This window comes from Variovorax sp. 05L425 (assembly GCF_056397705.1).
This window is the reverse complement of sequence record NZ_JBFTNY010000004.1, coordinates 296323-319444: the sequence shown is the minus strand read 5'-3', so window position 1 is coordinate 319444 and position 23122 is coordinate 296323. Positions and strand designations below refer to the sequence as shown.

General features: G+C 66.2%; 17 protein-coding genes. 11 read left to right on the top strand and 6 right to left on the bottom strand.

Annotation, left to right across the window (positions count from 1 at the left end; translation table 11 throughout):
- Window positions 1-159: 159 nt before the first annotated feature.
- Window positions 160-1119 (bottom strand): LysR family transcriptional regulator, encoded by a 960-nt coding sequence (locus AC1DN9_RS07320; RefSeq protein ID WP_478098703.1) that lies wholly within the window; start codon window positions 1117-1119, stop codon window positions 160-162.
- Between the two features lie 88 nt (window positions 1120-1207).
- Here AC1DN9_RS07320 and AC1DN9_RS07315 point away from each other — a divergent pair, with 88 nt between their 5' ends.
- The 9 genes from AC1DN9_RS07315 to AC1DN9_RS07275 all read left to right on the top strand — a co-directional run bounded on the left by AC1DN9_RS07315 (window position 1208) and on the right by AC1DN9_RS07275 (window position 12934).
- The gene (locus AC1DN9_RS07315; protein ID WP_478098701.1) at window positions 1208-2659 is read left to right on the top strand and encodes an aldehyde dehydrogenase family protein; all 1452 of its coding nucleotides are present in this window, start codon (window positions 1208-1210) and stop codon (window positions 2657-2659) included.
- 49 nt (window positions 2660-2708) lie between these two features.
- Window positions 2709-3674, top strand: a complete 966-nt coding sequence (locus AC1DN9_RS07310; RefSeq protein WP_478098699.1) for an ABC transporter substrate-binding protein — start codon at window positions 2709-2711, stop codon at window positions 3672-3674.
- A 29-nt stretch (window positions 3675-3703) separates the two neighbouring features.
- A complete protein-coding gene (gene chvE, locus AC1DN9_RS07305; protein ID WP_478098697.1) occupies window positions 3704-4777 on the top strand; it encodes a multiple monosaccharide ABC transporter substrate-binding protein in 1074 nt (357 codons plus the stop codon).
- A 72-nt stretch (window positions 4778-4849) separates the two neighbouring features.
- A complete protein-coding gene (mmsA, locus tag AC1DN9_RS07300) occupies window positions 4850-6373 on the top strand; it encodes a multiple monosaccharide ABC transporter ATP-binding protein (protein WP_478098730.1) in 1524 nt (507 codons plus the stop codon).
- Window positions 6363-7586: a multiple monosaccharide ABC transporter permease gene (gene mmsB / locus AC1DN9_RS07295; RefSeq protein ID WP_478098695.1), complete on the top strand. Its 1224-nt coding sequence runs from the start codon at window positions 6363-6365 to the stop codon at window positions 7584-7586. The genes mmsA and mmsB overlap by 11 nt, the downstream gene beginning before the upstream one ends.
- Window positions 7583-9112 carry a sugar ABC transporter ATP-binding protein gene (locus AC1DN9_RS07290; RefSeq protein WP_478098693.1) on the top strand — a complete coding sequence of 510 codons (1530 nt, stop codon included), beginning with the start codon at window positions 7583-7585 and terminating at the stop codon, window positions 9110-9112. Before mmsB ends, AC1DN9_RS07290 begins: the two co-directional genes overlap by 4 nt.
- Before the next feature lie 5 nt (window positions 9113-9117).
- Window positions 9118-10152 carry an ABC transporter permease gene (locus AC1DN9_RS07285; protein WP_478098690.1) on the top strand — a complete coding sequence of 345 codons (1035 nt, stop codon included), beginning with the start codon at window positions 9118-9120 and terminating at the stop codon, window positions 10150-10152.
- Entirely contained in the window at window positions 10149-11177 is a 1029-nt protein-coding gene (gene yjfF / locus AC1DN9_RS07280) for a galactofuranose ABC transporter, permease protein YjfF (protein WP_478098688.1), read from the top strand. The genes AC1DN9_RS07285 and yjfF overlap by 4 nt, the downstream gene beginning before the upstream one ends.
- Window positions 11178-11197: 20 nt before the next feature.
- On the top strand, window positions 11198-12934 hold the full coding sequence (locus AC1DN9_RS07275) for an IlvD/Edd family dehydratase (RefSeq protein WP_478098686.1): 1737 nt from the start codon (window positions 11198-11200) through the stop codon (window positions 12932-12934).
- Between the two features lie 3 nt (window positions 12935-12937).
- On the opposite strand, the gene AC1DN9_RS07270 is transcribed toward AC1DN9_RS07275, so the two are convergent.
- The 5 genes from AC1DN9_RS07270 to AC1DN9_RS07250 form a co-directional block, all read right to left on the bottom strand.
- Window positions 12938-14440, bottom strand: a complete 1503-nt coding sequence (locus AC1DN9_RS07270) for a CYTH and CHAD domain-containing protein (protein WP_478098684.1) — start codon at window positions 14438-14440, stop codon at window positions 12938-12940.
- A 30-nt stretch (window positions 14441-14470) separates the two neighbouring features.
- Window positions 14471-14722 (bottom strand): hypothetical protein, encoded by a 252-nt coding sequence (locus tag AC1DN9_RS07265; protein ID WP_478098682.1) that lies wholly within the window; start codon window positions 14720-14722, stop codon window positions 14471-14473.
- A gap of 108 nt (window positions 14723-14830) precedes the next feature.
- The gene (locus AC1DN9_RS07260) at window positions 14831-15184 is read right to left on the bottom strand and encodes a hypothetical protein (RefSeq protein WP_478098680.1); all 354 of its coding nucleotides are present in this window, start codon (window positions 15182-15184) and stop codon (window positions 14831-14833) included.
- A 186-nt stretch (window positions 15185-15370) separates the two neighbouring features.
- Entirely contained in the window at window positions 15371-17938 is a 2568-nt protein-coding gene (gene cphA, locus AC1DN9_RS07255; protein ID WP_478098678.1) for a cyanophycin synthetase, read from the bottom strand.
- Window positions 17939-17999: 61 nt separating this feature from the next.
- Window positions 18000-20240 carry a cyanophycin synthetase gene (locus tag AC1DN9_RS07250; RefSeq protein ID WP_478098677.1) on the bottom strand — a complete coding sequence of 747 codons (2241 nt, stop codon included), beginning with the start codon at window positions 20238-20240 and terminating at the stop codon, window positions 18000-18002.
- Window positions 20241-20367: 127 nt separating this feature from the next.
- On the opposite strand from AC1DN9_RS07250, the gene AC1DN9_RS07245 reads away from it, so the two are divergent.
- The gene (locus tag AC1DN9_RS07245) at window positions 20368-22641 is read left to right on the top strand and encodes a cyanophycin metabolism-associated ABC transporter (RefSeq protein ID WP_478098675.1); all 2274 of its coding nucleotides are present in this window, start codon (window positions 20368-20370) and stop codon (window positions 22639-22641) included.
- Window positions 22638-23114, top strand: coding sequence for a cyanophycin metabolism-associated DUF1854 family protein (locus AC1DN9_RS07240; protein ID WP_478098673.1), 477 nt, complete (start codon window positions 22638-22640; stop codon window positions 23112-23114). Before AC1DN9_RS07245 ends, AC1DN9_RS07240 begins: the two co-directional genes overlap by 4 nt.
- Window positions 23115-23122: the final 8 nt, after the last annotated feature.

Below are 23122 nucleotides of genomic sequence, written 5' to 3'. Positions count from 1 at the left end.
GCCGAGCAGCGCAGCGGTACGCGGATCAGGGCTGCGCGTGTTTGAGCGAAGCGAGTTTCGCGCGGACCCCGCGTACCGTGAGCAGCGCAGGGCAGCCGCGAAGCGGCCGGTGACGTCGGCCGGCCCAGCGCACACCGCCCGCCTCCGCCACCCCAAACCTCAATCAGCCTCAAGCCGACGCCCATAGGCAGTGAAGCTCTCCGCCTTGAGCGCCCTCATCATCACCTTCGCTGCCGGCGACAAGAGACGATCGGTGCGAGTGATGATGCCGAACGCATCCATATGACAAGGCATCTCGATAGGCAGCAGCGCAACGATCCCGTGCGCCGCGTAGTAGCGGGCCACGTCGGTCGCCAGCACGGCCACCATGTCGCTCTGCTGCAGCATGCGTGTGATGAAGAGCAGTGCCGCCGTCTCGATCACGTTCAGCGGCGGCGGGAGCCCTTCCTCCTGGAACATCAGTTCGAAGCGATGCCGCAACACGCTGCCTGCGGGCGGCACGATCCAGCCCGCAGACACCAGGTCGCGCAGGCCCAGGCCCGTCATGCCCAGCAGCGGATGGCCGGGTCGAACGAGCGCACAGACCGGCTCCTCGGTGAGTGCTTCGTAGCGTACGTTTGTCTTATCGTGTTCCGCGAAGAGGCGTGCGACAAGCAGGTCGAGCTTGCCCTGTTCGAGCCGCTCCAGCAGCACCGGGCTGGTCTCGATCTCCAGGGACACACGCAAGTTCGGGTGATCGCGCTTGACCGCCGCGACCGCCGGCGGCAGCAGCACGAGACCTGGCGCGGTGATGGCGCCGATGTTGACTTGCCCCGCGCTGCCGGCCTTGAGAGCCGTGAGTTCGTCATGTGCCTGGTTCAGGCTCGCGAGCGCGACGCGGGCATGGCGGATCATGGTTTCCCCGTACCACGTCGGCCGCATGCCGCGTGGCAGGCGGTCGAACAGCGGCACCTCCAGCACGTCCTCGAGGTCCTTCAGCAGCTTCGAAGCCGCCGGCTGGGTCATGTTCAGCACCTGTGCGGCGCGATGAATGTTGCCTTCTTCGGCCAGCGCCACGAGCAGCAGCAATTGGCGGGTCTTGAGTCGCGCACGGATGAACCAGTGCGTGTAGTTGGTCATGGGGTTTACCTGAATGCTTCTTCTGATATCCATTCCATCCAAATATTGATTGGAAAGATATTGGTGCGATTCCTACACTCGCCCCACTTTGAAGCGCAGCGACCTCCAGCAGAATGCACGGCAGCTCATCAACGGGCGCTGGGAGACGGGCGTGACCACGGGCGTCAGCCGCAACCCGTCCGACACCCGGGAGGTCGTCGCCGAATATGCGCGCGCCGATCGCAGCCAGACCGAGCGTGCCATCCGCGCCGCGGCCGATGCCTTTCCTCACTGGAGCCTGACCACGCCACAGCGCCGCGCCGATGTGCTCGACCAGATCGGCAGCGAGGTCCTCGCCCGGCGCGAGGAACTCGGCATGCTGCTGGCGCGCGAAGAAGGCAAGACCTTGCCCGAGGCCGTCGGCGAGGCGGCACGTGCAGGCCACATCTTCAAGTTCTTTGCCGGCGAAGCCCTGCGCGGCGGCGGCGAGGCGCTGGCTTCCGTGCGGCCCGACGTGCTGGTCGACATCACCCGCGAGCCGGTCGGCGTGGTCGGCTTGATCGCGCCGTGGAACTTTCCGCTCGCGATTCCCGCATGGAAGATCGCCCCGGCGCTCGCCTACGGCAACAGCGTCGTCTTCAAGCCGGCAGAACTGGTGCCTGCGTGCGGATGGGCGCTGGCTGAAATCATCAGCCGTGCGGCATTGCCGGCGGGCACCTTCAATCTCGTCATGGGCAGCGGTCGTGAAGTGGGGCAGACGATCGTCGACAGTCCGCTCGTCGATGCCATCAGCTTCACGGGCTCGGTCGCCACCGGTGAGCACATCCTGCAGGCCGCCACCCAGCGTCGCGCCAAGGTTCAGTTGGAGATGGGCGGCAAGAACCCGCTGGTGGTTCTGGCGGATGCCGATCTCGACCGTGCGGTCGACTGCGCCGTGCAGGGTGCCTACTTCTCCACCGGCCAGCGGTGCACGGCGTCGAGCCGGCTGATCGTCGAAGCGGCGATCCACGATGCCTTCGTCGCGCGCCTTCGTCATCGTCTCGCTGCGCTCAAGATCGGCCACGCGCTGGAGCGCGGTACCGACATCGGGCCCGTGGTCGATGCCGCCCAGCTCGAACAGAACCTCACCGCCGTCGCCAATGCGAGCGAAGAGGGCGCCGAACATGTCTGGGGCGGCGAACGGCTGAAGCGCGCGACCGCCGGTCACTACATGAGTCCGGCGCTGTTCCTGGCCCGGCCCGAGCATCGCGTTGCGCGCGACGAGATCTTCGGGCCTGTTGCCTGCGTGCTGCGCGCCGACGACTACGCGCATGCGCTGGAGCTTGCCAACGACACGCCCTTCGGCCTGTGCGCCGGCATCTGCACCAAATCGCTCTCGCGCGCAATGCACTTCAAACGCCACGCCAAGGTCGGCATGACCATGGTCAACTTGCCGACGGCGGGCGTCGACTACCACGTGCCCTTCGGCGGCCGCAAGGCGTCCAGCTACGGTCCGCGCGAGCAAGGCCGTCATGCCGCGGAGTTCTACACCACCGTCAAGACCGGCTATGTGCTGGCCTGAGCGGACCGACAACCAGGGTTTCTTTCACCACGTTCAACAAGGAGACAACATGAAACTGAACCGTCGCACGCTCAACATCGCCCTCGCAACCGCGTCGCTCTCGTCGCTGCTGCCGCTGAAGGCATTGGCGCAGCAGAAGATCGTCCTGGGCTTCGCCCAGGTTGGCGCCGAAAGCGAGTGGCGCACGGCCAACACCGAGTCGATCAAGTCGGCCGCGAAGGAGGCCGGCATCGATCTCAAGTTCTCCGATGCACAGCAGAAGCAGGAAAACCAGATCAAGGCCATCCGCTCGTACATCGCGCAGAAGGTCGACGTCATCGCCTTCTCGCCGGTCGTCCAATCCGGCTGGGACCCGGTGCTGCAAGAGGCCAAGGCCGCCGGCATTCCGGTGGTGCTGACGGACCGCGCGGTCGACAGCAAGGACACCTCGCTCTACGTGACCTTCATGGGCTCGGACTTCGTCGAGGAAGGCCGCAAGGCCGGCAAATGGCTGGTCGAGAAGGAGAAGGGAAACCCGGGACCGATCAACATCGTCGAGCTGCAGGGCACCGTCGGTTCGGCACCCGCGATCGACCGCAAGAAGGGCTTCGAGGAAATCATCAAGTCCGATCCGAAGTTCAAGATCATCCGCTCGCAGACCGGCGACTTCACCCGCGCCAAGGGCAAGGAAGTGATGGAAGCCTTCCTGAAGGCTGAGGGCAAGAAGATCAACGTGCTCTTCGCGCACAACGACGACATGGCGATCGGCGCCATCCAGGCCATCGAGGAAGCCGGCATGAAGCCGGCGCAGGACATCATCATCATCTCGATCGACGGCGTGAAGGGTGCCTTCGAGGCCATGATGGCCGGCAAGCTCAATGTGTCGGTCGAATGCAGCCCGCTGCTTGGCCCGCAGCTGATGAGCGCGGTCAAGGACATCAAGGCCGGCAAGCCACTGCCGAAGCGCATCCTGACGAAGGAAGGCATCTTCCCGATGGAAGTCGCCAAGGCAGAGTTCCCCAGCAGGAAGTACTGAGCCGCCGATCCCAAAAAGGAGATTTCCCGATGAAAAGAAAATTTCTCAAAACCTTGCTTGCCGGCGCCGCGGCTACGTTGCTCGTCGGCGTCGCGCCGCTCGTCTACGCGCAGGACAAGGGCCTCGTTGCAATCTCGATGCCGACGAAGTCGTCGGCGCGGTGGATTGCCGATGGCTCGAACATGGTCAAGTACTTCAACGAGAAGGGCTACAAGACCGACCTGCAGTACGCCGAGGACGACATCCCGAACCAGCTCGCGCAGATCGAGAACATGGTCACCAAGGGACCGAAGGTGCTGGTGATCGCGGCGATCGACGGTACGACGCTGTCGGACGCGCTGCAGAAGGCGGCCGACAAGGGGGTGAAGGTGATCGCCTACGACCGGCTCATCAAGGGCTCGAAGAACGTCGACTACTACGCCACCTTCGACAACTACCAGGTCGGCGTGTTGCAGGCGCAGTACATCGAGAGTGCGCTGAAGCTGAAGGAGGGCAAGGGCCCGTACAACATCGAGCTCTTCGGTGGTTCGCCCGACGACAACAACGCCTTCTTCTTCTACAACGGCGCGATGTCGGTGCTCAAGCCCTACATCGACAGTGGCAAGCTGGTGGTGCGCAGCAAGCAGATGGGCATGGACAAGGTCTCGACGCTGCGCTGGGATGGCGCCGTGGCGCAGGCGCGCATGGACAACCTGCTGTCGGCCTACTACACCAAGGACCGGGTCGATGCGGTGCTGTCGCCCTACGACGGCCTGTCGATCGGCATCATCTCCTCGCTCAAGGGCGTGGGCTACGGCTCGGCCCAGCAGCCGATGCCGGTGGTGACGGGGCAGGACGCCGAAATCCCCTCGGTCAAGTCGATCCTGAAGAAGGAGCAGACTTCCACCGTGTTCAAGGACACGCGCGAGCTGGCGAAAGTCACGGTGGGCATGGTGGACTCCATGCTCGCTGGCAAGCAGGTGGAAGTGAACGACACCAAGACCTACAACAACGGCGTCAAGGTCGTGCCGTCCTACCTGCTCAAGCCCGTGAGCGTGGACGCGTCGAACTGGAAGCAGGCGCTGGTCGACAGCGGCTACTACAAGGAGAGCCAGATCAAGTAGCCGACAGTGCGATGCGGGGTCGGCCGGCCCCGCAGGCTCGAAGGAGACAGGGTGAACGATGTGATTCTGGAGATGCGCGGCATCACCAAGAGCTTTCCGGGGGTGAACGCGCTGGACAACGTCAACCTCGCGGTGCGCGCGGGAGAGATCCACGCCGTGGTCGGCGAGAACGGCGCGGGCAAGTCCACGCTGATGAAGGTGCTCAGCGGCGTGTATCCCTGCGACTCCTACGAGGGCGAGATCCACTTCGAGGGCGAGTTGCGCCGCTTCAAGGGCATCGCCGACAGCGAGAAGCTCGGCATCATCATCATCCACCAGGAGCTGGCGCTGGTGCCGTTGCTGTCGATCGCGGAGAACATCTTTCTCGGCAACGAGACGGCACGCGGCGGCGTGATCGACTGGTTCGAGGCCTATGCCCGCACGCGGGAGTTGCTGGCCAAGGTCGGACTCAAGGAGCCGCCGACGGCGCTCATCACCAACCTGGGCGTTGGCAAGCAGCAGATGGTCGAGATCGCGAAGGCGCTCTCGAAAGAGGTGAAGCTGCTGATCCTCGACGAGCCGACCGCCAGCCTGAACGAGAGCGACAGCGATGCCTTGCTGCGCCTGCTGCTGGAACTCAAGGCGCAGGGCATCGCGTCGATCCTCATCTCGCACAAGCTCAACGAGATCGCCAAGGTGGCCGATTCGATCACCGTGCTGCGCGACGGCGCCACTGTCGAGACCATGGATTGCCGCAGCGCGCCGATCAGCGAGGACCGCATCATCCGCGGCATGGTCGGACGCGACATGGCGCACCGCTATCCGGAGCGCACACCGAACATCGGCGAAACCATCTTCGAGGTGCGCGACTGGCGCGTGCACCATGCGTTGCACGCCGACCGCGAGCAGATCAAGGGCGTGAACCTGCACGTCCGGCGCGGCGAGATCGTCGGCATCGCGGGGCTGATGGGCGCGGGGCGCACGGAGTTCGCAATGAGCGTGTTCGGGCGTTCGTACGGGCAGCGCATCAGCGGCTCGGTGCACATGCACGGCAAGGAAGTCGACGTCGGCACGATCCGCAAGGCGATCGACCACGGCATCGCCTACGTCACCGAGGACCGGAAGAGCGCGGGCCTGGTTTTGGAGGAAGACATCCGCAAGAACGTGAGCATGGCCAACCTGGCGGCCGTCTCCGAGCGTGGTGTGATCGACGACGGCCGCGAGTTCAAGGTGGCGAACGACTACCGGCGCGCGCTCAACATCCGCTGCGCCGGGGTGAACCAACGCGTCGTCAATCTCTCGGGCGGCAACCAGCAGAAGGTGGTGCTGAGCAAGTGGCTCTTCGCGAAGCCCGAGTTGCTGATCCTCGACGAGCCCACGCGCGGCATCGACGTGGGTGCCAAGTACGAGATCTACACCATCATCGACCAGCTCGCGAGCGAGGGTAAGGGCATTCTCTTGATTTCTTCCGAACTGCCGGAGCTGCTTGGCATGTGCGACCGTATCTATGTGATGAACGAGGGGCGCTTCGTCGCCGAGTTTCCTGTGGCCGAGGCTTCCCAGGAAAAAATAATGCGAGTGATCGTGGCCTCCGGGAGCAGCGTCCATGCCGCCTGAAGCAGAAGCCGTCAAACCGGCAACACCGATCACGCCGCCGGCGTCCGGCACGGCGACGGCCGAGCATGCAGGGTTCATCAAGAACAACCTGCGCGAATATGGGATGCTGATTTCGCTGGTTGCGATCATGGCGCTGTTCCAGGTCCTGACCGACGGCACGCTGATGCGGCCGCTGAACCTCACCAACCTGCTGCTGCAGAACAGCTACATCGTGATCATGGCGCTGGGCATGCTGCTCGTGATCGTGGCGGGCCACATCGACCTGTCGGTGGGTTCGGTGTGCGGCTTTGTCGGCGCACTCGCGGCGGTGTTGATGGTGGAGTACGACTGGCACTACGTGCCAACATTCATCGTGTGCCTGATCGCCGGTGGCGTGATCGGCGCGGCGCAGGGCTGGTTCGTGGCCTTCTTCCGTATACCGTCGTTCATCGTCACGCTGGCGGGCATGCTGGTGTTCAAGGGGCTCACGCTGGCGTTGCTGGCAGGGCAGTCGGTAGGGCCGTTCCCTGAAACCTTCCAGAAGCTGAGTTCGGGCTTCGTGCCTGACGTGATCGGCGGCGAGAGCTTGCGGACCACATCGCTGCTGCTGGGTGCGCTGGCCGCTGCGGCGCTCGTGTTCTTCAAACTTCGCGGGCGCGCGAAGCTCGCGGCGCATGGCATGGCGCAGGAGCCCTATGCCTTCTTCCTCGTCAAGAACCTGTTCTTCGCGGCGGCGATCCTGCTGCTGAGCTACCTGCTCGCGACCTACAAGGGTCTGCCCAACGTGCTGATCGTGATGGCGGTGTTGATCGTCGCCTACGACTTCGTCACGAACCGAACGACGGTGGGCCGTCGCATCTATGCGCTGGGCGGCAACGAGAAAGCGGCGCGGCTGTCGGGCATCAAGACCCAGCGGCTGGCGTTTCTCACCTTCGTGAACATGGGCGTGCTCGCGGCGCTGGCAGGCCTGGTGTTCGCGGCGCGGCTCAATACGGCCACGCCCAAGGCGGGGCTGGGTTTCGAGCTCGACGTGATCGCGGCCTGCTTCATCGGCGGTGCGTCGGCCTCGGGCGGCGTCGGCAAGGTCATGGGCGCAGTGATTGGGGCCTTCATCATGGGCGTGATGAACAACGGCATGTCGATCCTCGGCATCGGCATCGACTACCAGCAGGTGATCAAGGGACTGGTGTTGCTGGCGGCCGTCTTCATCGACGTCTACAACAAGAACAAATGAACACGCCCGCCACTCTCGATGCGTCGGTGCTGCAACTCACGGGCATCGACAAGCAGTTCAACGGCGTGCCGGCGCTGCGCGGCGTTGCGTTGCGGCTGCGGGCCGGCGAGATCCATGCGCTGCTGGGGCAGAACGGCGCGGGCAAGTCGACGCTGATCAAGGTGCTGACGGGCGTCTATGCGGCCGATGCCGGAGAGATGACGCTCGCCGGAAGTCCGATCAGGCCATCCTCGCCGATCGACGCGCAGCGCATGGGCATCAGCACGGTCTACCAGGAGGTGAACCTCTGCCCGAATCTCTCGGTGGCGGAGAACATTTTTTCGGGGCGCTACCCGCGCCGTGGCGTGGCGCAGGGCTTCCGCATCGACTGGGCCGCCGTCAACCGCGAGGCGCGCGCACTGCTGGCGCGGCTCGACGTGCACATCGACGTATCGCGGCTGCTGTCGAGCTATTCGGTGGCCGTGCAGCAGATGGTCGCGATCGCGCGGGCGCTGGGTTTGTCGTCGAAGGTGTTGATCCTCGACGAGCCGACATCGAGCCTCGACGACGAAGAAGTGAAAAGCCTCTTCGCAGTGCTGCGCCGGTTGCGCGGCGAGGGGCTGGCGATCCTGTTCGTCACGCACTTCCTGAACCAGGTCTATGCGGTGTCGGATCGCATCACGGTACTGCGAAACGGCGCCTGGGTGGGCGAGTGGCCGACCAGCGAACTGGGCCCACAGGCGCTGATCTCGGCGATGGTCGGACGCGAATTCGCGGCGCAGGCGACGGGGCATGCGGACCTGCCTCCGATCGACGAGAGCGCTGCCGCCGTCCTGGCCGCAGAGGGCCTGGGGCAGCGCGGACAGTTGCAGCCGGTCGACCTGCAGGTGCGCCCCGGCGAGATCGTGGGACTCGCCGGGTTGCTCGGCTCGGGACGTACGGAGTTGGCTCGCCTGCTGTTCGGCCTCGCCAAGCCGGATCACGGCCGCCTGAAGGTCGACGGCGTCGCGGTCGAGCTGGCGAGTCCGGCCGATGCGGTGAAGCATGGCCTTGCCCTGTGTCCTGAAGAGCGCAAGACCGACGGCATCGTGGCCGACCTTTCATTGCGCGAGAACATCGCGCTTGCTCTGCAGGCTCGGCGCGGCGTGCGCAACACGCTGTCGCGCGCCGAGCAGGCGGCGCTGGCGGAGCGTTTCGTCAAGACGCTGGGCATCCAGACCGCCAGCATCGAGACGCCGATCGGATTGCTCTCGGGCGGCAATCAGCAGAAGGCGGTACTGGCGCGCTGGCTGGCGATCGAGCCGCGCCTGTTGATCCTCGACGAGCCCACACGCGGCATCGACGTCGCAGCCAAGCAGGAGATCATGGACGAGATCCTTCGTCTTGCGCGCGGCGGCATGGCGGTGCTGTTCATCTCGTCGGAAATGAACGAAGTCGTGCGCGTGTCGCATCGCATCGTGGTGCTGCGCGAGCGGCGCAAGGTGGGCGAACTGCCGGCCGGAGCCAGCGAGGACGCGGTGTACGAGCTCATCGCGGCGGAACAATGACTCGCATGTTTCGCCATCGGCTGGCGTGGCCGGTCATCACGTTGCTGATTCTGCTGGCGATCAATGCGGTCTTCAACCCGAGCTTCCTGCATCTGGAAGTGCGCAGCGGGCATCTGTACGGCAGCCTGATCGATATCCTCAACCGCGCGGCGCCGCTGGTGCTGGTCGCGCTCGGCATGACGCTCGTGATCGCGACGCGCGGGATCGACATCTCGGTGGGGGCCGTGGTGGCCATTGCGGGAGCGCTGGCGGCCTGGATGATCGGCGGCTCGCTGGTCGTGAGCAACGGCGCCGAAGCCGAGGTCAGCCGATTTCCGATGTGGCTGGCCATCGTCGCGGCGCTCGGCGTGGCGCTGGTCTGCGGACTGTGGAACGGCCTGTTGGTCGCGCGCGTAGGGATGCAGCCGATCATCGCGACCCTGATCCTGATGGTGGCCGGACGCGGCATTGCGCAGCTGATCACGGGCGGGCAGATCATCACGATTTACTACTCGCCATTCTTTTTCGTCGGCAACGGCTATCTCCTCGGACTGCCGTTCTCGGTTTATGTGGCTGCTGCGGTGTTCGCGCTGGTCTATCTGGCGATCACGCGCAGTGCGCTGGGGCTTTTCGTGCAGTCGGTGGGCATCAATCCGAACGCGGCACGCGTGGCCGGCGTGCGGGCGCGCCGCATCATCGTGGGCGCATACATGTTCTGCGGCTTCTGCGCGGGTGTGGCGGGGCTGCTGATCAGTTCGAACGTCAAGAGTGCGGACGGCAACAACGCAGGCCAGCTGCTGGAGCTCGATGCCATCCTGGCCGTCACGCTCGGCGGCACGGCGCTCACCGGCGGGCGCTTCAGCCTGGTGGGCAGCGTGATCGGTGCACTGATCATCCAGACGCTGACCTACGGCATCTATTCGCTCGGCGTACCGCCGGAGATCAACCTGGTGGTGAAGGCGGCGGTTGTCTTCGCGGTCATGCTGCTGCAGTCGGCCGAGTTCCGCGCGAGCATCCGTCAGCTCGTGCAGCGGCCTGCGCGTGGGGAGATGGTTAGATGAGCGCAGTCGTGCCCGAATCGGCGGTACCTGAATCGGACGCGCCCGCGAGGCGGCCGCGCACGCGGCTCAACCCGAAATACCTGCCGCTGGCCGCGACCGTCTCGCTTTTCGTGCTGATGGCGACGCTGGGCTCGGTCTTCTACAACGGTTTCTTCTCGGCGCAGGTCTTCCTCAATCTCCTGATCGACAACGCCTTTCTCTGCATCGTCGCGGTAGGCATGACCTTCGTCATCCTCTCCGGCGGCATCGATCTGTCGGTGGGCTCGGTGGTCGCATTGACGACGATGGTCTCCGCGGCGCTTGTCGAGAAGCACGGCTGGAGTCCCGCGATCGTGATTCCGCTGGTGCTGGTCATGGGCACGCTGTTCGGCGCCTTCATGGGGGTGCTGATCGAGCGCTTCCGGCTGCAGCCTTTCATCGTGACGCTGGCGGGGATGTTCCTCGCGCGCGGGCTCTGCTACCTGATCAGCATCGATTCGATCAGCATCACCAACGAGGCCTACTCGCAGATCTCGCAGTGGCGCCTGCCGGTGTGGGGCACGGCATCGATCTCGCTCAGCGGCCTGATCGCGCTGGCGATGGTCGCGCTCGCGGTGTTCGTCGCGCACTACACGCCGTTCGGCCGCACGGTGTATGCGATCGGTGGCAACGAACAATCGGCGGTGCTGATGGGCCTGCCGGTGCGCTCGACCGTGATTGGCGTCTACACGCTCTCGGGCTTCTGCTCGGCACTGGGCGGCGTGGTGTTCACCTTCTACATGCTTTCGGGCTACGGGCTGCACGCGGTGGGGATGGAGCTGGATGCGATCGCGGCGGTGGTGATCGGCGGCACGCTGCTCACCGGCGGTGTCGGCTACGTGATCGGCACGCTGTTCGGCGTGTTGATGCTCGGGATCATCCAGACGCTCATTTCCTTCGACGGCACGCTGAGTTCGTGGTGGACGCGCATCGTGGTCGGCGTCCTGCTCTTTGTCTTCTGCCTGCTGCAGCGCCTGTTCTCGGCGCGTGCGGCGGAGCGTCCCTAGGCTTCACCGAAATCCTCCGCATGTCCGACACACCGAAAAAACTGCGCTCGACCGAATGGTTCGGGTCGGCCGACAAGAACGGCTTCATGTATCGCAGCTGGATGAAGAACCAGGGCATTCCTGATCACGAGTTCGACGGGCGGCCCGTCATCGGGATCTGCAATACGTGGTCGGAACTGACGCCCTGCAATGCGCACTTCCGCAAGATCGCCGAGCACGTGAAGCGCGGCATTTCGGAAGCAGGCGGGTTTCCGGTGGAGTTTCCGGTGTTCTCCAACGGCGAGTCCAATCTGCGGCCGACCGCGATGCTGACGCGCAACCTCGCGAGCATGGATGTGGAGGAGGCGATTCGCGGCAACCCGATCGATGCGGTGGTGCTGCTCACGGGCTGCGACAAGACCACGCCGGCATTGCTGATGGGCGCGGCGAGTTGCGACATTCCGGCCATCGTCGTCACGGGCGGGCCGATGCTCAACGGCAAGCTCGAAGGGCGCGACATCGGTTCGGGAACGGCCGTCTGGCAACTGCACGAGGCGATGAAGGCCGGCGAGATCGACGTGCACCAGTTTCTTTCCGCCGAAGCGGGCATGTCGCGTTCGGCAGGGACATGCAACACCATGGGGACCGCCTCGACCATGGCCTGCATGGCCGAGGCGCTGGGCGTCTCGCTGCCGCACAACGCGGCGATTCCGGCGGTGGATTCGCGCCGCTATGTGCTCGCGCAGATGTCGGGCATGCGGGCCGTGGAGATGGCGCGCGAAGGGCTGACGCTGTCGAAGATCCTCACGCGCGAAGCGTTCGAGAATGCGATACGCACCAACGCCGCGATCGGCGGCTCGACCAATGCGGTGATTCACCTGAAGGCCATCGCAGGGCGCATCGGCGTCGCGCTCGAACTCGAAGACTGGACGCGCATCGGACGCGGCACGCCGACACTGGTCGACCTCATGCCCTCGGGGCGCTTCCTGATGGAGGAGTTCTACTACGCGGGCGGTCTGCCGGCAGTCTTGCGCAGGCTCGGCGAGAACGGCCTGTTGCCGCATCCCGACGCGCTCACCGTCAACGGCCGGTCGCTGTGGGACAACGTGCGCGAGGCGCCCAGCTACAACGACGAAGTGATCCGCCCGCTCGACAGGCCGCTCATCGACGACGGCGGCATCTGCATCCTGCGCGGCAACCTGTCGCCGCGCGGCGCGGTGCTCAAGCCCTCCGCCGCTTCACCCGAGTTGCTCAAGCATCGGGGCCGTGCGGTGGTGTTCGAGGATTTCGATCACTACAAGACGCGCATCGTCGATGAGTCGCTCGACGTGGATGCGAATTCGGTGCTCGTGATGAAAAACTGCGGGCCCAAGGGCTACCCCGGCATGGCCGAGGTCGGCAACATGGGGCTGCCGCCGAAGCTTCTGCGCGAGGGCATCAAGGACATGGTGCGTATTTCCGATGCGCGCATGAGCGGAACCGCGTACGGCACGGTGGTGCTGCACGTTGCACCCGAAGCGGCCGACGGCGGTCCGCTCGCGGCGGTGCGAGACGGTGACTGGATCGAACTCGATTGCGAGCAGGGCCGCCTGCATCTCGACATCAGCGATGCGGAACTGACCGATCGCCTGGCGTCCATCGCGCGTGCGCCGGCCCATGTGAAAGGCGGTGGCTACCAGCGGCTCTATGTGGAGCACGTGCTGCAGGCTGATGAAGGCTGCGATTTCGATTTTCTGGTCGGCTGCCGCGGCGCTGCCGTGCCGCGGCACTCTCATTGAATCTCACTGCCAGAACGGACGTGCCTCGGCCACCTTGTCGAGCGCCTTCCGGCATTCGACGGCGCTGGCGGGCTGGCGCGCGCTGAGCCATCCCACCGCGAACCATGCGTGTCCGTCGTGGGCGGCGTTCTCACGATACGCGGCAATGGCGACTGCGGTGTCGTTGTGGTGGCCGAGCGCATCCTGCGCGGGTTCGAGTTGCTTGAGATAGCGCTTTGCTTTCGCGCCGAACAGCGGAGCGACGAACTCGCCGAGGTAGCGCAGCCGTTTGAGCCGCTTTCGCACGCGATGCTGCGCAGCAGGTTCGAGATCCTCGAATCGGCGGCCGTCGCGCGTCACCTGCCGATGCAGCTTCGAAAGCCGTTCGCGCAGCGCATCGCGAGGCGGGCCGGCGCATTCCGCCTCCTCACGCGTGATCTCGTCCATCGTCTCGACGGGCAGCGATGCAGCGATCAGCGCCATGAGCACGGACTGGAATGCCGGGCCCCGCACCACATCGCGAGGATCAGGCAGGTCGGCGAAGCTGCCGGCCCAATCGACGGGCGGCGCGCCGATGGCTTCGAGCTCCGGTTGCACGGTCTGGGTGAGGTGATCGTGATCGCGCTGCTGACCGAGCGCGCGAAAGGCGTCCGTCAGCGCCGGATCCCACGTGGGGTCGATGGCGGGCGCAAGTTCCGCCATCTCGCGCAGTGCCGTTCGCAGTCGGCGGATGCCGACGCGCAACTGATGCACGTGCTCGGCGTCGGTACTGCCGGCGGCGACTTCGCTTGCATTGGGGAGGATTTGCGCCAGGCAGGTCTTGAGCACGGCGCGGAAGACTTCCGGCGCGTCCAGATCGTTGTGCAGTTCCGGTGCGCGGGCTTTCACCGCATCACCAAAGAGCGTGCCTTGTGCCAGCCGCTGGCCGCGCACGGATTTCGACACGGTGTCGAGCCAGAGCGCGTACCGGTTGCGCCAACGCTGGGCGAGTTCGAGCATGGATCGCGGACTGCCGCCTTTCAGCTCGATCTCGAGTTCGCACAGCGCGTGCGCGCGTTCGCCCGCGCGCACTTCGCCGCGATCGAAGGCCAGTTCGACCCGTGCATCGCCGGTGCGCATTTCGCGCGTGGTGCGGCGGACGTCCGTGCCATAGAGGGGAACGAGTTCGACCGTTGCCGGGTCGTGGCCGGCCTTGCGGCATGCGTCGCGGATCAGGTCGCCGACGGGCGTGCCTTCATGCCGCGCGATGCTGGGCACGGGCACATCGCGTGCGCCGGCGGGGGGCAGATCCACATTGTGTTCGTGGCGCTCGAGCAGGCTGTTGGTCGGCGCCTTGGCGGTCTGCCGCCACGCCTGGCCTTCCTTGCGCAAGCGAAGCACCAGGCGCTCGGCGGCCAGCGCGCCGTCCGCCGTGTCGAAGTAGCGGGCGCGCAACCGCTCGACGTGCGAGCGGCCACGGGCCACCGCCGCTTCAACCGCGGCCCGGTGCTGCGGGTCGACCTGGAACTTGAGTTCGAATTCGGTCACTGATCCGTTGTCGCCGCTTGCGCGTCGCAATCAGCCCGGCAAGTCGGTGACCTGCTGCGCCAGATCGAACAACTTGGACTTGCTGGCGTAGTAGCGATCCAGGCGCCATTCCTTCAGGATGTCCATCGCCAGCTGGAAGCTCTTGTAGTCGAGGTCATAGAGCGTGACGAGTTCGAAGCTGTGCTCCGATTCGAGCGCCAGCACCAGGCGGGCAAGGATTTTTGCCGACTCGTTGGTCGGGTCGGTTTCGATGAATCGACGGGCGACCTTGATGGCATTCATGGGGAAGTTTTCCTCGTTGAAACTAGCCCACGACTATATCCAGCGCCGCCGCGCCATTTGTGACAGCCGCGTGACGAAGCGGGATTTCCGTTCAAGCGCAGCAGAAGTCTATTGCGCGGGTACCGGCGTCTCGGTCGTGCGAATCACGCCGCCTCCCAGCACGCTGCCGCTGATGGTGGTCGATCCGGCGCCGGTGATCCGCGCTTCGCAGGCTGCACGGTCGGAGGGCGGCTGCCGGCTGCAGCGCGCCAGCGCGTTCTGCCGCAACGTGGCGTCGTCGACCTTGGGGAAGGACGTCTGGGCCGCCGCGCCTCTTTCGCGAAGGCACGCCTGCTTGTTCTGGTGCACACCGTCGCAGGGGAGCGACGACTTGGAGGAAGACTGGGCAAGGGCGGCCGAGCCGGCAGCGAGGCCACCGGTCGCCACGAGGACTGCGAGACACGAACGAAGAGCGTTCTTCATGGGTACTCCTTGGGTTGCGGCGCGGCCTTGCACCCGAGAGGATGCGCTGCCTCACGCCGGCGGAAATCGGAGTATGCGAGACGAAAGGACCTGAGACCAGCCCCCCTCGCCTCGCCTTCGTGTCGGACCAGTCCGGCAAAAGGGCGGGCAGACGACTCGCAGAAGCATTTCGCCCGCCGCGGCGGGTCAGCCTTCGGCGATGCGCTTGGCCAGGTGGGCGAGCGCTTCCTCGACCTGATCGACCAGGATCAGCGAGAGGTCGCCGGGCTGCAGGCGTGCGAGGGCGGAATCGATGGCGATGAATTCGCCGCGGATCTCGTCGACGAAGCGCGTGCGCTGCGCGCCCTCGAGCCCTTGCCGCAGGAGTGCCATCACCTCGCCGTCGGCGCGGCCACGCTGGGCCGCGTCCTGATAGAGGATGACGTCGTCGAAGGCCTCGCCGAGGATCGCGGTCTGGTCGCGAATGTCGCAATCGCGGCGGTCGCCCGCGCCGCTGATCACGACCGAGCGCTTCTTCGCGGACATCGTGTCGACGGCGGCGACCAGCGCCCGCATGGCGTCGGTGTTGTGGCCGTAGTCGGCGATCACGGTCGCGCCGCGATAGTCCATCACGTTGAAGCGGCCCGGCACGCCCGCGGCGTCGTTCTTGAAGCTGGCGAGGCCGCTGCGGATGGCATCCCAGTCGAGGCCCACGGCCCAGGCCGCGGCGATCGCTGCCATCACGTTGTCGACCTGGAAGCCGATGGTGCCGTTGCGGGTGATCTGCACGTCGCGCAGCGGAATGCGCTCCCGCCACGAGCCTTCCGCGGCGATCACCGCGTCCTGGTCCACATAGACCGTGCGCCTGCCCTGCGCGCGGTGCGTGGCCATCACCGGATGCTGGCGGTCGGCGGTGAAGAAGATCACGCTGCCGGGGCAACTCGCTGCCATCGCGGCGACGTTCGGGTCGGCCGCGTTGAGCACGGCGTAGCCGGTGGGCGCCACGTTGCGCACGATCACGCGCTTGAGAACGGCCAGGTCTTCCACCGTCGTGATGTAGTTCAGGCCGAGGTGGTCGCCGCTGCCGATGTTGGTCACCACTGCCACCTGGCAGCGGTCGAAGCCGAGGCCTTCGCGCAGGATGCCGCCGCGCGCCACTTCGAACACGGCCGCGTCGACATCCGGATGGAGCAGCACGTTGCGCGCGCTCTTCGGGCCGCTGCAGTCGCCGCTGTCGGTCTGGCGGCCGTCGACGTAGACACCGTCGGTGTTGGTCATGCCGGTGCGCAGGCCACTGGCGGCGAGCAGGTGGTTGATCAGTCGTGCAGTCGTCGTCTTGCCATTGGTGCCGGTCACGGCCACGACCGGGATGCGGCCATCGTCGCCGTGGGCGAAGAGGGTGTCCATCACCGCTTCGCCGACCGCGCGGCCGCGGCCGAACGAGGGCGAGATATGCATGCGCAGCCCGGGCGCGGCATTGACCTCGACCACGCCGCCGTGCTGTTCTTCGAGCGGGCGCAGCACGTTCTCGCAAACCATGTCGACGCCGCAGATGTGCAAGCCGACCATCTGGGCCGCATCGACCGCGCGCGCGGCGACTTCGGGATGCACCGTGTCGGTCACGTCGGTGGCGGTGCCGCCGGTCGAAAGATTGGCGTTGTTGCGCAGCACGACGCGCTGGCCGAGTGCGGGCACGCTCTCGGGTGTCAGGCCTTGCGCTTCGAGGCGGCCGACGGCAATGTCGTCGAGCCGGATCTTGGTGAGCGAGGTCGCGTGCCCCTCGCCGCGGCGCGGGTCCTGGTTGACGATGTCGACGAGTTCGCGAACGGTCTTGGCGCCGTCGCCGATCACCTGCGGCGGATCGCGGCGGGCCGCCGCCACCAGCCGGTCGCCGACGACGAGCAGGCGGAAGTCGAAGCCGGGAAGGAATTTCTCGACCATCACCTCGCCGTAGACCGCTGCCGACGCGTAGGCAGCATTGAGTTGCTCGCGCGACGTGATGTTGACCGTGACGCCCTTGCCCTGGTTGCCGTCCTGCGGCTTGACGACCACCGGCAGCCCGATGTCCTGGGCCGCGGCCCAGCCGTCGTCGGCGTCCGTCACCGGACGGCCGAGCGGAACGGGTACGCCGGCCGCGTTGAGCAGTTGCTTGGTGAGTTCCTTGTCCTGCGCGATGGCTTCGGCGACGCCGCTGGTGCTGTCGACTTCGGCCGCCTGGATGCGGCGCTGCCTGGAACCCCAGCCGAACTGCACCAGGCTGCCGCTGGTGAGGCGCCGGTACGGAATGCCGCGTGCGACGGCCGCGTCGACGATGGAGCCGGTGCTCGGGCCGAGGCGTTCGGATTCGTCCAGATCGCGCAGCTCCGTGATAGCCGCCGTGGCGTCGAATCCCGCGCCGTTCTGCGCGGCGTCGATGAGCTGCCTGGCCAACTCCAGCGCGCGGCGGCCGACCGCTTCTTCGCTGTACTGGAAGGTGACCTGGTAGACGCCTTCCTCGATGGTGCGCGAGGTATGGCCGAAGTTGACTGCGCAGCCCGCCTGCGCCTGCAGCGCCACGGCAGCGTTTTCGAGCACATGGGCCAGCGCAAGCGGCTGGCCGAGCACGATCGGATGCAGTTCGCCGATGGTCGGGAAGAGCGCGCGAAGGCGAGGCTCGAAGCCGGCCAGGCGCCCGATGGCGTTCTCGTCGTCCTTGCAGTTGACGATCGCCTCGATGCAGGTGTGGCGGCTCCACAGATTGGGGCCGCGCAGGGCGCGGATGCGTGTGATGTCCATGTTGTTATCTCCCTCCGTTGCTTCGCGCCGCTTGCGCGGACGCGAAGCGCGGGGGTTTCATCTAGGCAAATTGGTGTTCGGGTGCAACCAGCGTCTGCGACAGTTGCAGCGATGCAAGCGCAGCCTGCAGGTCCGCTTCGAAGGCTTCGACGCCGGCGCCGATCAGGTTGAGCGGGATGCCCAGCGCCCAAGCTGCGGCGACCGCGGCCAGCAGGCTTTCGAGGCTGACGCCGACGTGCGTGGCACGCCAGATGGTGAGCCGGCCGAGTCCTGGCAGGAAGGACTCGCTGCCGCCGTTCGCCAGGACCACGCGGTCCTGCCGCACGACAACGGCCTTGCCGCCATCGGCCCGGTGCTTCGCCAGCGCTTCGGCCTGCGGGTCGGCGGCATAGAGGATCACGGCGCCATCGCACAGCGGCGCCAGGCTGGCCACGCGCGGGTCGGCGGCATTGAGAACGGCGGTGCCTTCGGGCAGCACGACGTCCACCTGCGTGCGCAGCACCTTGACCATCTGGTCGCTCTCGGTGATGTCGAATTCGGCAAGCGACTCCGAGCCTTCGAGGTCGGTCACGATGCCGACTTCGCAGCGGTCGTAGGCGAGGCCGTCGCGCAGGATGGTTTCGGCGCCGTTCTCGATCACCACGGCCTGCACGGCGCGGTTCACCAGCAGGCGATGGCCGGCATGCCAGTTGGCGCTCGGGCGCGCGTCGACCCGACGCCGATCGAGGAAGAGGCCGTCGCTGCAAGCCAGGCCGGTATGGCGGCCGCCGAGGCCGATCAGCCAGGCGACCAGCCGCGACAGCACGGCCGTATCGCGCGAGCCGGCCACGCCGACCACGGGGATGCGGCCCGGTGCGTCGTCCGGGAACAGGTGGTCGCAGATCGCGCGGCCGACCGGGCGAGGCGAGCCGACGGCCGGCTTCAGGTGCATCAGCAGGCCGGGACCGGCGTTGACTTCGACGATCGCGCCGCCCTGGGCCGCGAGCGGCTGGGCGATGTCTTGCGCCACGAGGTCGATGCCCGCGATGTCCAGGCCGACCACGCGGGCGGCAAGGACGGCAGCGTGCGCGACTTCGGGATGCACCTGGTCGGTGCAGTCGATCGACATGTTGCCGTTGCGCTGGATCGTGACGACTCGGCCCGATGCGGGCACGGACGCGCCGTCGAGATCCTGGCGCTTGAGTTCGAGCTGAAGCTTGGCGTCGGTCTCGAGGACGATGACATCCAGCGGATATTCCTCTTCCGCGCCACGGCGGGGGTCGCTGTTGAGCTGGCTGTCGATGAGTTGGGCCACGGTCGACGTGCCGTCGCCGGTGACGGTGATGATCTCGCCGCGCGCTGCGGCGACCACCTGGCCGCCGACCACGAGCAGCCGGTGCTCCGACCCGCGGATGAAGCGCTCGACCATCACGTCGCTGCCCTCGGGCTCGGCGACCGCGAAGGCGGCGATGACTTCTTCCCGTGTATGGAGTTCGAGCGAAACCCCGCGGCCGTGGTTGGCGTCGGAAGGCTTGACCGCCACAGGCAGGCCGATGTCTTCGGCGGCTTCCCACGCTTCCTCGGCATTGGCGACGACCTGGCCTTCAGGCACCGGCACGCCGCAGCTCGCGAGCAGCGATTTGGTCAGTTCCTTGTCGCTGGCGATCGATTCGCCGATGGCGCTGGTGTAGTCGGTCTCGGCCGTCCAGATGCGCTGCTGGTTGGCACCGTAGCCGAGCTGCACTAGGTTGCCGCTGTTGAGCCGCATGTGCGGGATGCCGCGGTCGGTGGCTGCGCCCACGATGCAGGCAGTGCTCGGGCCCAAGTAGCAATCCTCGACCTTGGCCTTGACGGCATCGACTGCGCGCTGGACGTCGGCGGCGTCGAAGGGGGCGTTGTTGATGGCAGCCATCAGCAAGCGGTGGCCTTCGGCCAGGGCGACGCGGGCGACCTGTTCATCGCGGGCGCGGAACACCATCCGGTAGACGCCATGCTGCGAGGTGCTGCGCGTCTGGCCGAAGCCGGTCGGCATGCCGGCGAGATTGAGCAGTTCGATCACCACGTGTTCCAGCACATGGCCGGCCCAGGTGCCTTCGGTCAGGCGCTGGATGAAGCCGCCGCGCTCGCCGACGCCGCAGTGGTGCTCGATCAGCGCCGGCAGCAGCGTGGTGAGCCGGTCGGTGAAACCGGCAATGGTGTTGGACGGATGGTCCTCCAGCGCGCCGAGGTCGAGCCAGACCTCCAGCACGGGGCGGTAGGTCCACAGGTTGGGGCCACGCAAATAGTTGATGCGCAGCAGGCGGATGTCGTCGAAACGGGTCATGAAAACGTTCGATGTGCTTTGGCCGAGCACTGCGGCGCCTTCAGGCGCACCCATGGCGATCGGTCAGAATCGGCGCCCGGCGAGCGCCATGAAGGGTCCGGCAGCGGGCCGGAAATATAGAAACACAATGCAACATCACGATCCAGTCGGCACCCCGGAGGGCGAATCAGAAGGAGCTTCGGAAGCTTTGAAAAGCCGGCTCTCTGTCGCGGAAAACGTTCTGGCGACGCTCCCGGTTGACCTCGACGGGGAACTTCGGTTTACATCCGGCCTGCTGGCGCTGACAGACCGCCGCCTGATGGCGCGCGACGCCGGGGGCGCCTGGTCCGAATGGCCGCTGCCGGCGGCGGAGTTGGACCTGCATTTGGCCGATCACGCCGGGATAGGGACGCTCGATCTGCAGGACGGCAGGGGCCGGTTGGCTCGCTGGCGCTACACGCTGGCCCAGCAACCGGCGGCACTGCGGCTTCAGAAACTGTTCACGCAGCAGGTCGCTGGAGTCGCGCAGGTGACAGCCGCTGGCGCCGACGCCGATGAGGCGGCGGTCGAACCCGAACTTCAGACGCCGCCGTCGACCTGGGTGCTGTTGCGCCTGGGACGCTTTGCCAAGCCTTACCGCAAGCAGTTGATCAGCGGCTTTCTCCTGACGCTGGCCTCGACCGCCGCGACGCTGGTGCCACCGTATCTGACGATCCCGCTGATGGACGACATCCTGATCCCGTTCCAGAACGGGCAGAAGATCGCCGTGGCGAAGGTCGTGATGTTCCTCGGCGCGCTGTTGGCGTCGGCCCTGGTGGGCTGGGCGCTGGGCTGGGCGCGCACCTACCTGCTGGCGCTGGTGTCCGAACGCATCGGTGCCGACCTGCGCACCACCACTTACGAACACTTGCTGACGTTGCCGCTGGATTACTTCGGCGGCAAGCGCACCGGCGACCTCATGGCGCGCATCGGCTCGGAGACCGACCGCATCAACGTCTTCCTGTCGCTGCATGCGCTGGATTTCCTGACCGACGTGCTGATGATCGCCATGACCGCGGTGATCCTGTTCTCGATCAATCCGCTGCTCGCGGTCGTGACGCTGGTGCCGCTGCCTTTCATCGCGTGGATGATCCATGTCGTGCGCGACCGGCTGCGCACCGGCTTCGAGAAGATCGACCGCGTCTGGAGCGAGGTCACCAACGTGCTCGCCGACACCATCCCCGGCATCCGCGTGGTGAAGGCCTTCGCGCAGGAAAAGCGCGAAGCCAACCGATTCCGGTCCGCGAACCTCTACAACCTGCAGGTCAACGACAAGCTCAACAAGACCTGGTCGCTCTTCACGCCGAGCGTGTCGCTACTGACCGAGATCGGGCTGCTGGTGGTCTGGGGCTTCGGCATCTGGCAGGTGGCGCGCGGCAGCATCACGGTCGGTGTGCTCACCGCGTTCATCGCCTACATCGGCCGCTTCTATACGCGGCTGGATTCGATGAGCCGCATCGTATCGGTCACGCAGAAGGCGGCGGCCGGTGCCAAGCGCATCTTCGACATCCTCGACCATGTGAGCAACGTCCCGGAGCCGGCCAACCCGGTGAAGGTCGAACGCATCCAGGGCCGCATCGAGATGGCCGACCTCGGCTTCCGCTACGGCAGCCGCGCGGTGATCCGCGACCTCGACCTCGTGATCGAACCGGGCGAAATGATCGGCCTCGTCGGCCACAGCGGCTCGGGCAAGAGCACGCTGGTCAACCTGATCTGCCGCTTCTACGACGTGACCGATGGGGCCATCAAGGTCGACGGCACCGACATCCGCCGCTTCGCCGTGTCGGACTATCGGCGGCATGTGGGGCTGGTGCTGCAGGAGCCTTTCCTGTTCTTCGGCACGATTGCCCAGAACATCGCCTACGGCAAGCCCGACGCCACGCGGGAGGAAATCGTGGCCGCGGCTCGCGCGGCGCATGCGCACGACTTCATCCTGCGCCTTGCGCACGGCTACGACTCGCTCGTCGGCGAGCGCGGCCAAGGGCTGTCGGGCGGCGAGCGCCAGCGCATCAGCATTGCGCGTGCACTGCTGATCGACCCGCGCATCCTCATCCTCGACGAGGCCACCTCGGCGGTCGACACCGAGACCGAGAAGGAAATCCAGAAGGCTCTCGACAACCTCGTGAAAGGCCGCACGACCATCGCGATCGCGCACCGGCTCTCCACGTTGCGCAAGGCCGACCGGCTGGTGGTGATGGATCGCGGCGAGATCGTGGAAGTCGGGCCGCATGACGCGCTCATGGAAAAGCAGGGTGCCTATTGGCGGCTCTACCAGGCGCAACTTCGGCAGGCTGATGACGAGAGCGCTGGGGCAGCCGCCGAGCGTACGGCGGTGGCAATGGCCCTGGGTGGCCACGCAGCCCATCCGGCGGGGGACGCATGAGCAGCATGAACAAGGGATTCCAACTCGAACGCGATGCTTTCGGGCGCCTCGTGCTGACCGATGCCGAAGGCGTGCGCCACGTTGGCGTCGTGCCGGTGCGGGCCTTTCCGCTCACCGCGCCGGACGACGGTATTTCGCTGGTCGGGACCGATGGACGCGAAATCGTCTGGGTCGACCGCATCGCCGATCTGCCCGCGCCCTTGCGCACGCTGCTCAACGAGGATCTTGTCGCGCGCGACTTCGCGCCGACGCTGCTGAAGCTTCACCGGGTGTCGAGCTTCGGCGTGCCCAGCACGTGGCACGTGAACACTGACCGCGGTGAGACCAGCTTCGTGCTCAAGGCCGAAGAGGACATTCGACGGCTAGAAGGGGGCGCGCTGCTGATTGCGAGCGCGCATGGCGTGCAGTTCCGCATCCCCGACGTGAAGGCGCTGGACCGCCCATCGCGCAAGTTGCTCGAACGCTTTCTTTGATACGGATG

Bases quoted from the DNA above. Each gene is read 5' to 3' on its own strand.
- AC1DN9_RS07320 (WP_478098703.1), bottom strand. From the start codon at position 1,119: ATGACCAACTACACGCACTGGTTCATCCGTGCGCGACTCAAGACCCGC.
- AC1DN9_RS07310 (WP_478098699.1), top strand. From the start codon at position 2,709: ATGAAACTGAACCGTCGCACGCTCAACATCGCCCTCGCAACCGCGTCG.
- chvE (WP_478098697.1), top strand. From the start codon at position 3,704: ATGAAAAGAAAATTTCTCAAAACCTTGCTTGCCGGCGCCGCGGCTACG.
- mmsA (WP_478098730.1), top strand. From the start codon at position 4,850: ATGCGCGGCATCACCAAGAGCTTTCCGGGGGTGAACGCGCTGGACAAC.
- mmsB (WP_478098695.1), top strand. From the start codon at position 6,363: ATGCCGCCTGAAGCAGAAGCCGTCAAACCGGCAACACCGATCACGCCG.
- AC1DN9_RS07290 (WP_478098693.1), top strand. From the start codon at position 7,583: ATGAACACGCCCGCCACTCTCGATGCGTCGGTGCTGCAACTCACGGGC.
- AC1DN9_RS07285 (WP_478098690.1), top strand. From the start codon at position 9,118: ATGTTTCGCCATCGGCTGGCGTGGCCGGTCATCACGTTGCTGATTCTG.
- yjfF (WP_478098688.1), top strand. From the start codon at position 10,149: ATGAGCGCAGTCGTGCCCGAATCGGCGGTACCTGAATCGGACGCGCCC.
- AC1DN9_RS07275 (WP_478098686.1), top strand. From the start codon at position 11,198: ATGTCCGACACACCGAAAAAACTGCGCTCGACCGAATGGTTCGGGTCG.
- AC1DN9_RS07265 (WP_478098682.1), bottom strand. From the start codon at position 14,722: ATGAATGCCATCAAGGTCGCCCGTCGATTCATCGAAACCGACCCGACC.
- AC1DN9_RS07260 (WP_478098680.1), bottom strand. From the start codon at position 15,184: ATGAAGAACGCTCTTCGTTCGTGTCTCGCAGTCCTCGTGGCGACCGGT.
- cphA (WP_478098678.1), bottom strand. From the start codon at position 17,938: ATGGACATCACACGCATCCGCGCCCTGCGCGGCCCCAATCTGTGGAGC.
- AC1DN9_RS07250 (WP_478098677.1), bottom strand. From the start codon at position 20,240: ATGACCCGTTTCGACGACATCCGCCTGCTGCGCATCAACTATTTGCGT.
- AC1DN9_RS07245 (WP_478098675.1), top strand. From the start codon at position 20,368: ATGCAACATCACGATCCAGTCGGCACCCCGGAGGGCGAATCAGAAGGA.
- AC1DN9_RS07240 (WP_478098673.1), top strand. From the start codon at position 22,638: ATGAGCAGCATGAACAAGGGATTCCAACTCGAACGCGATGCTTTCGGG.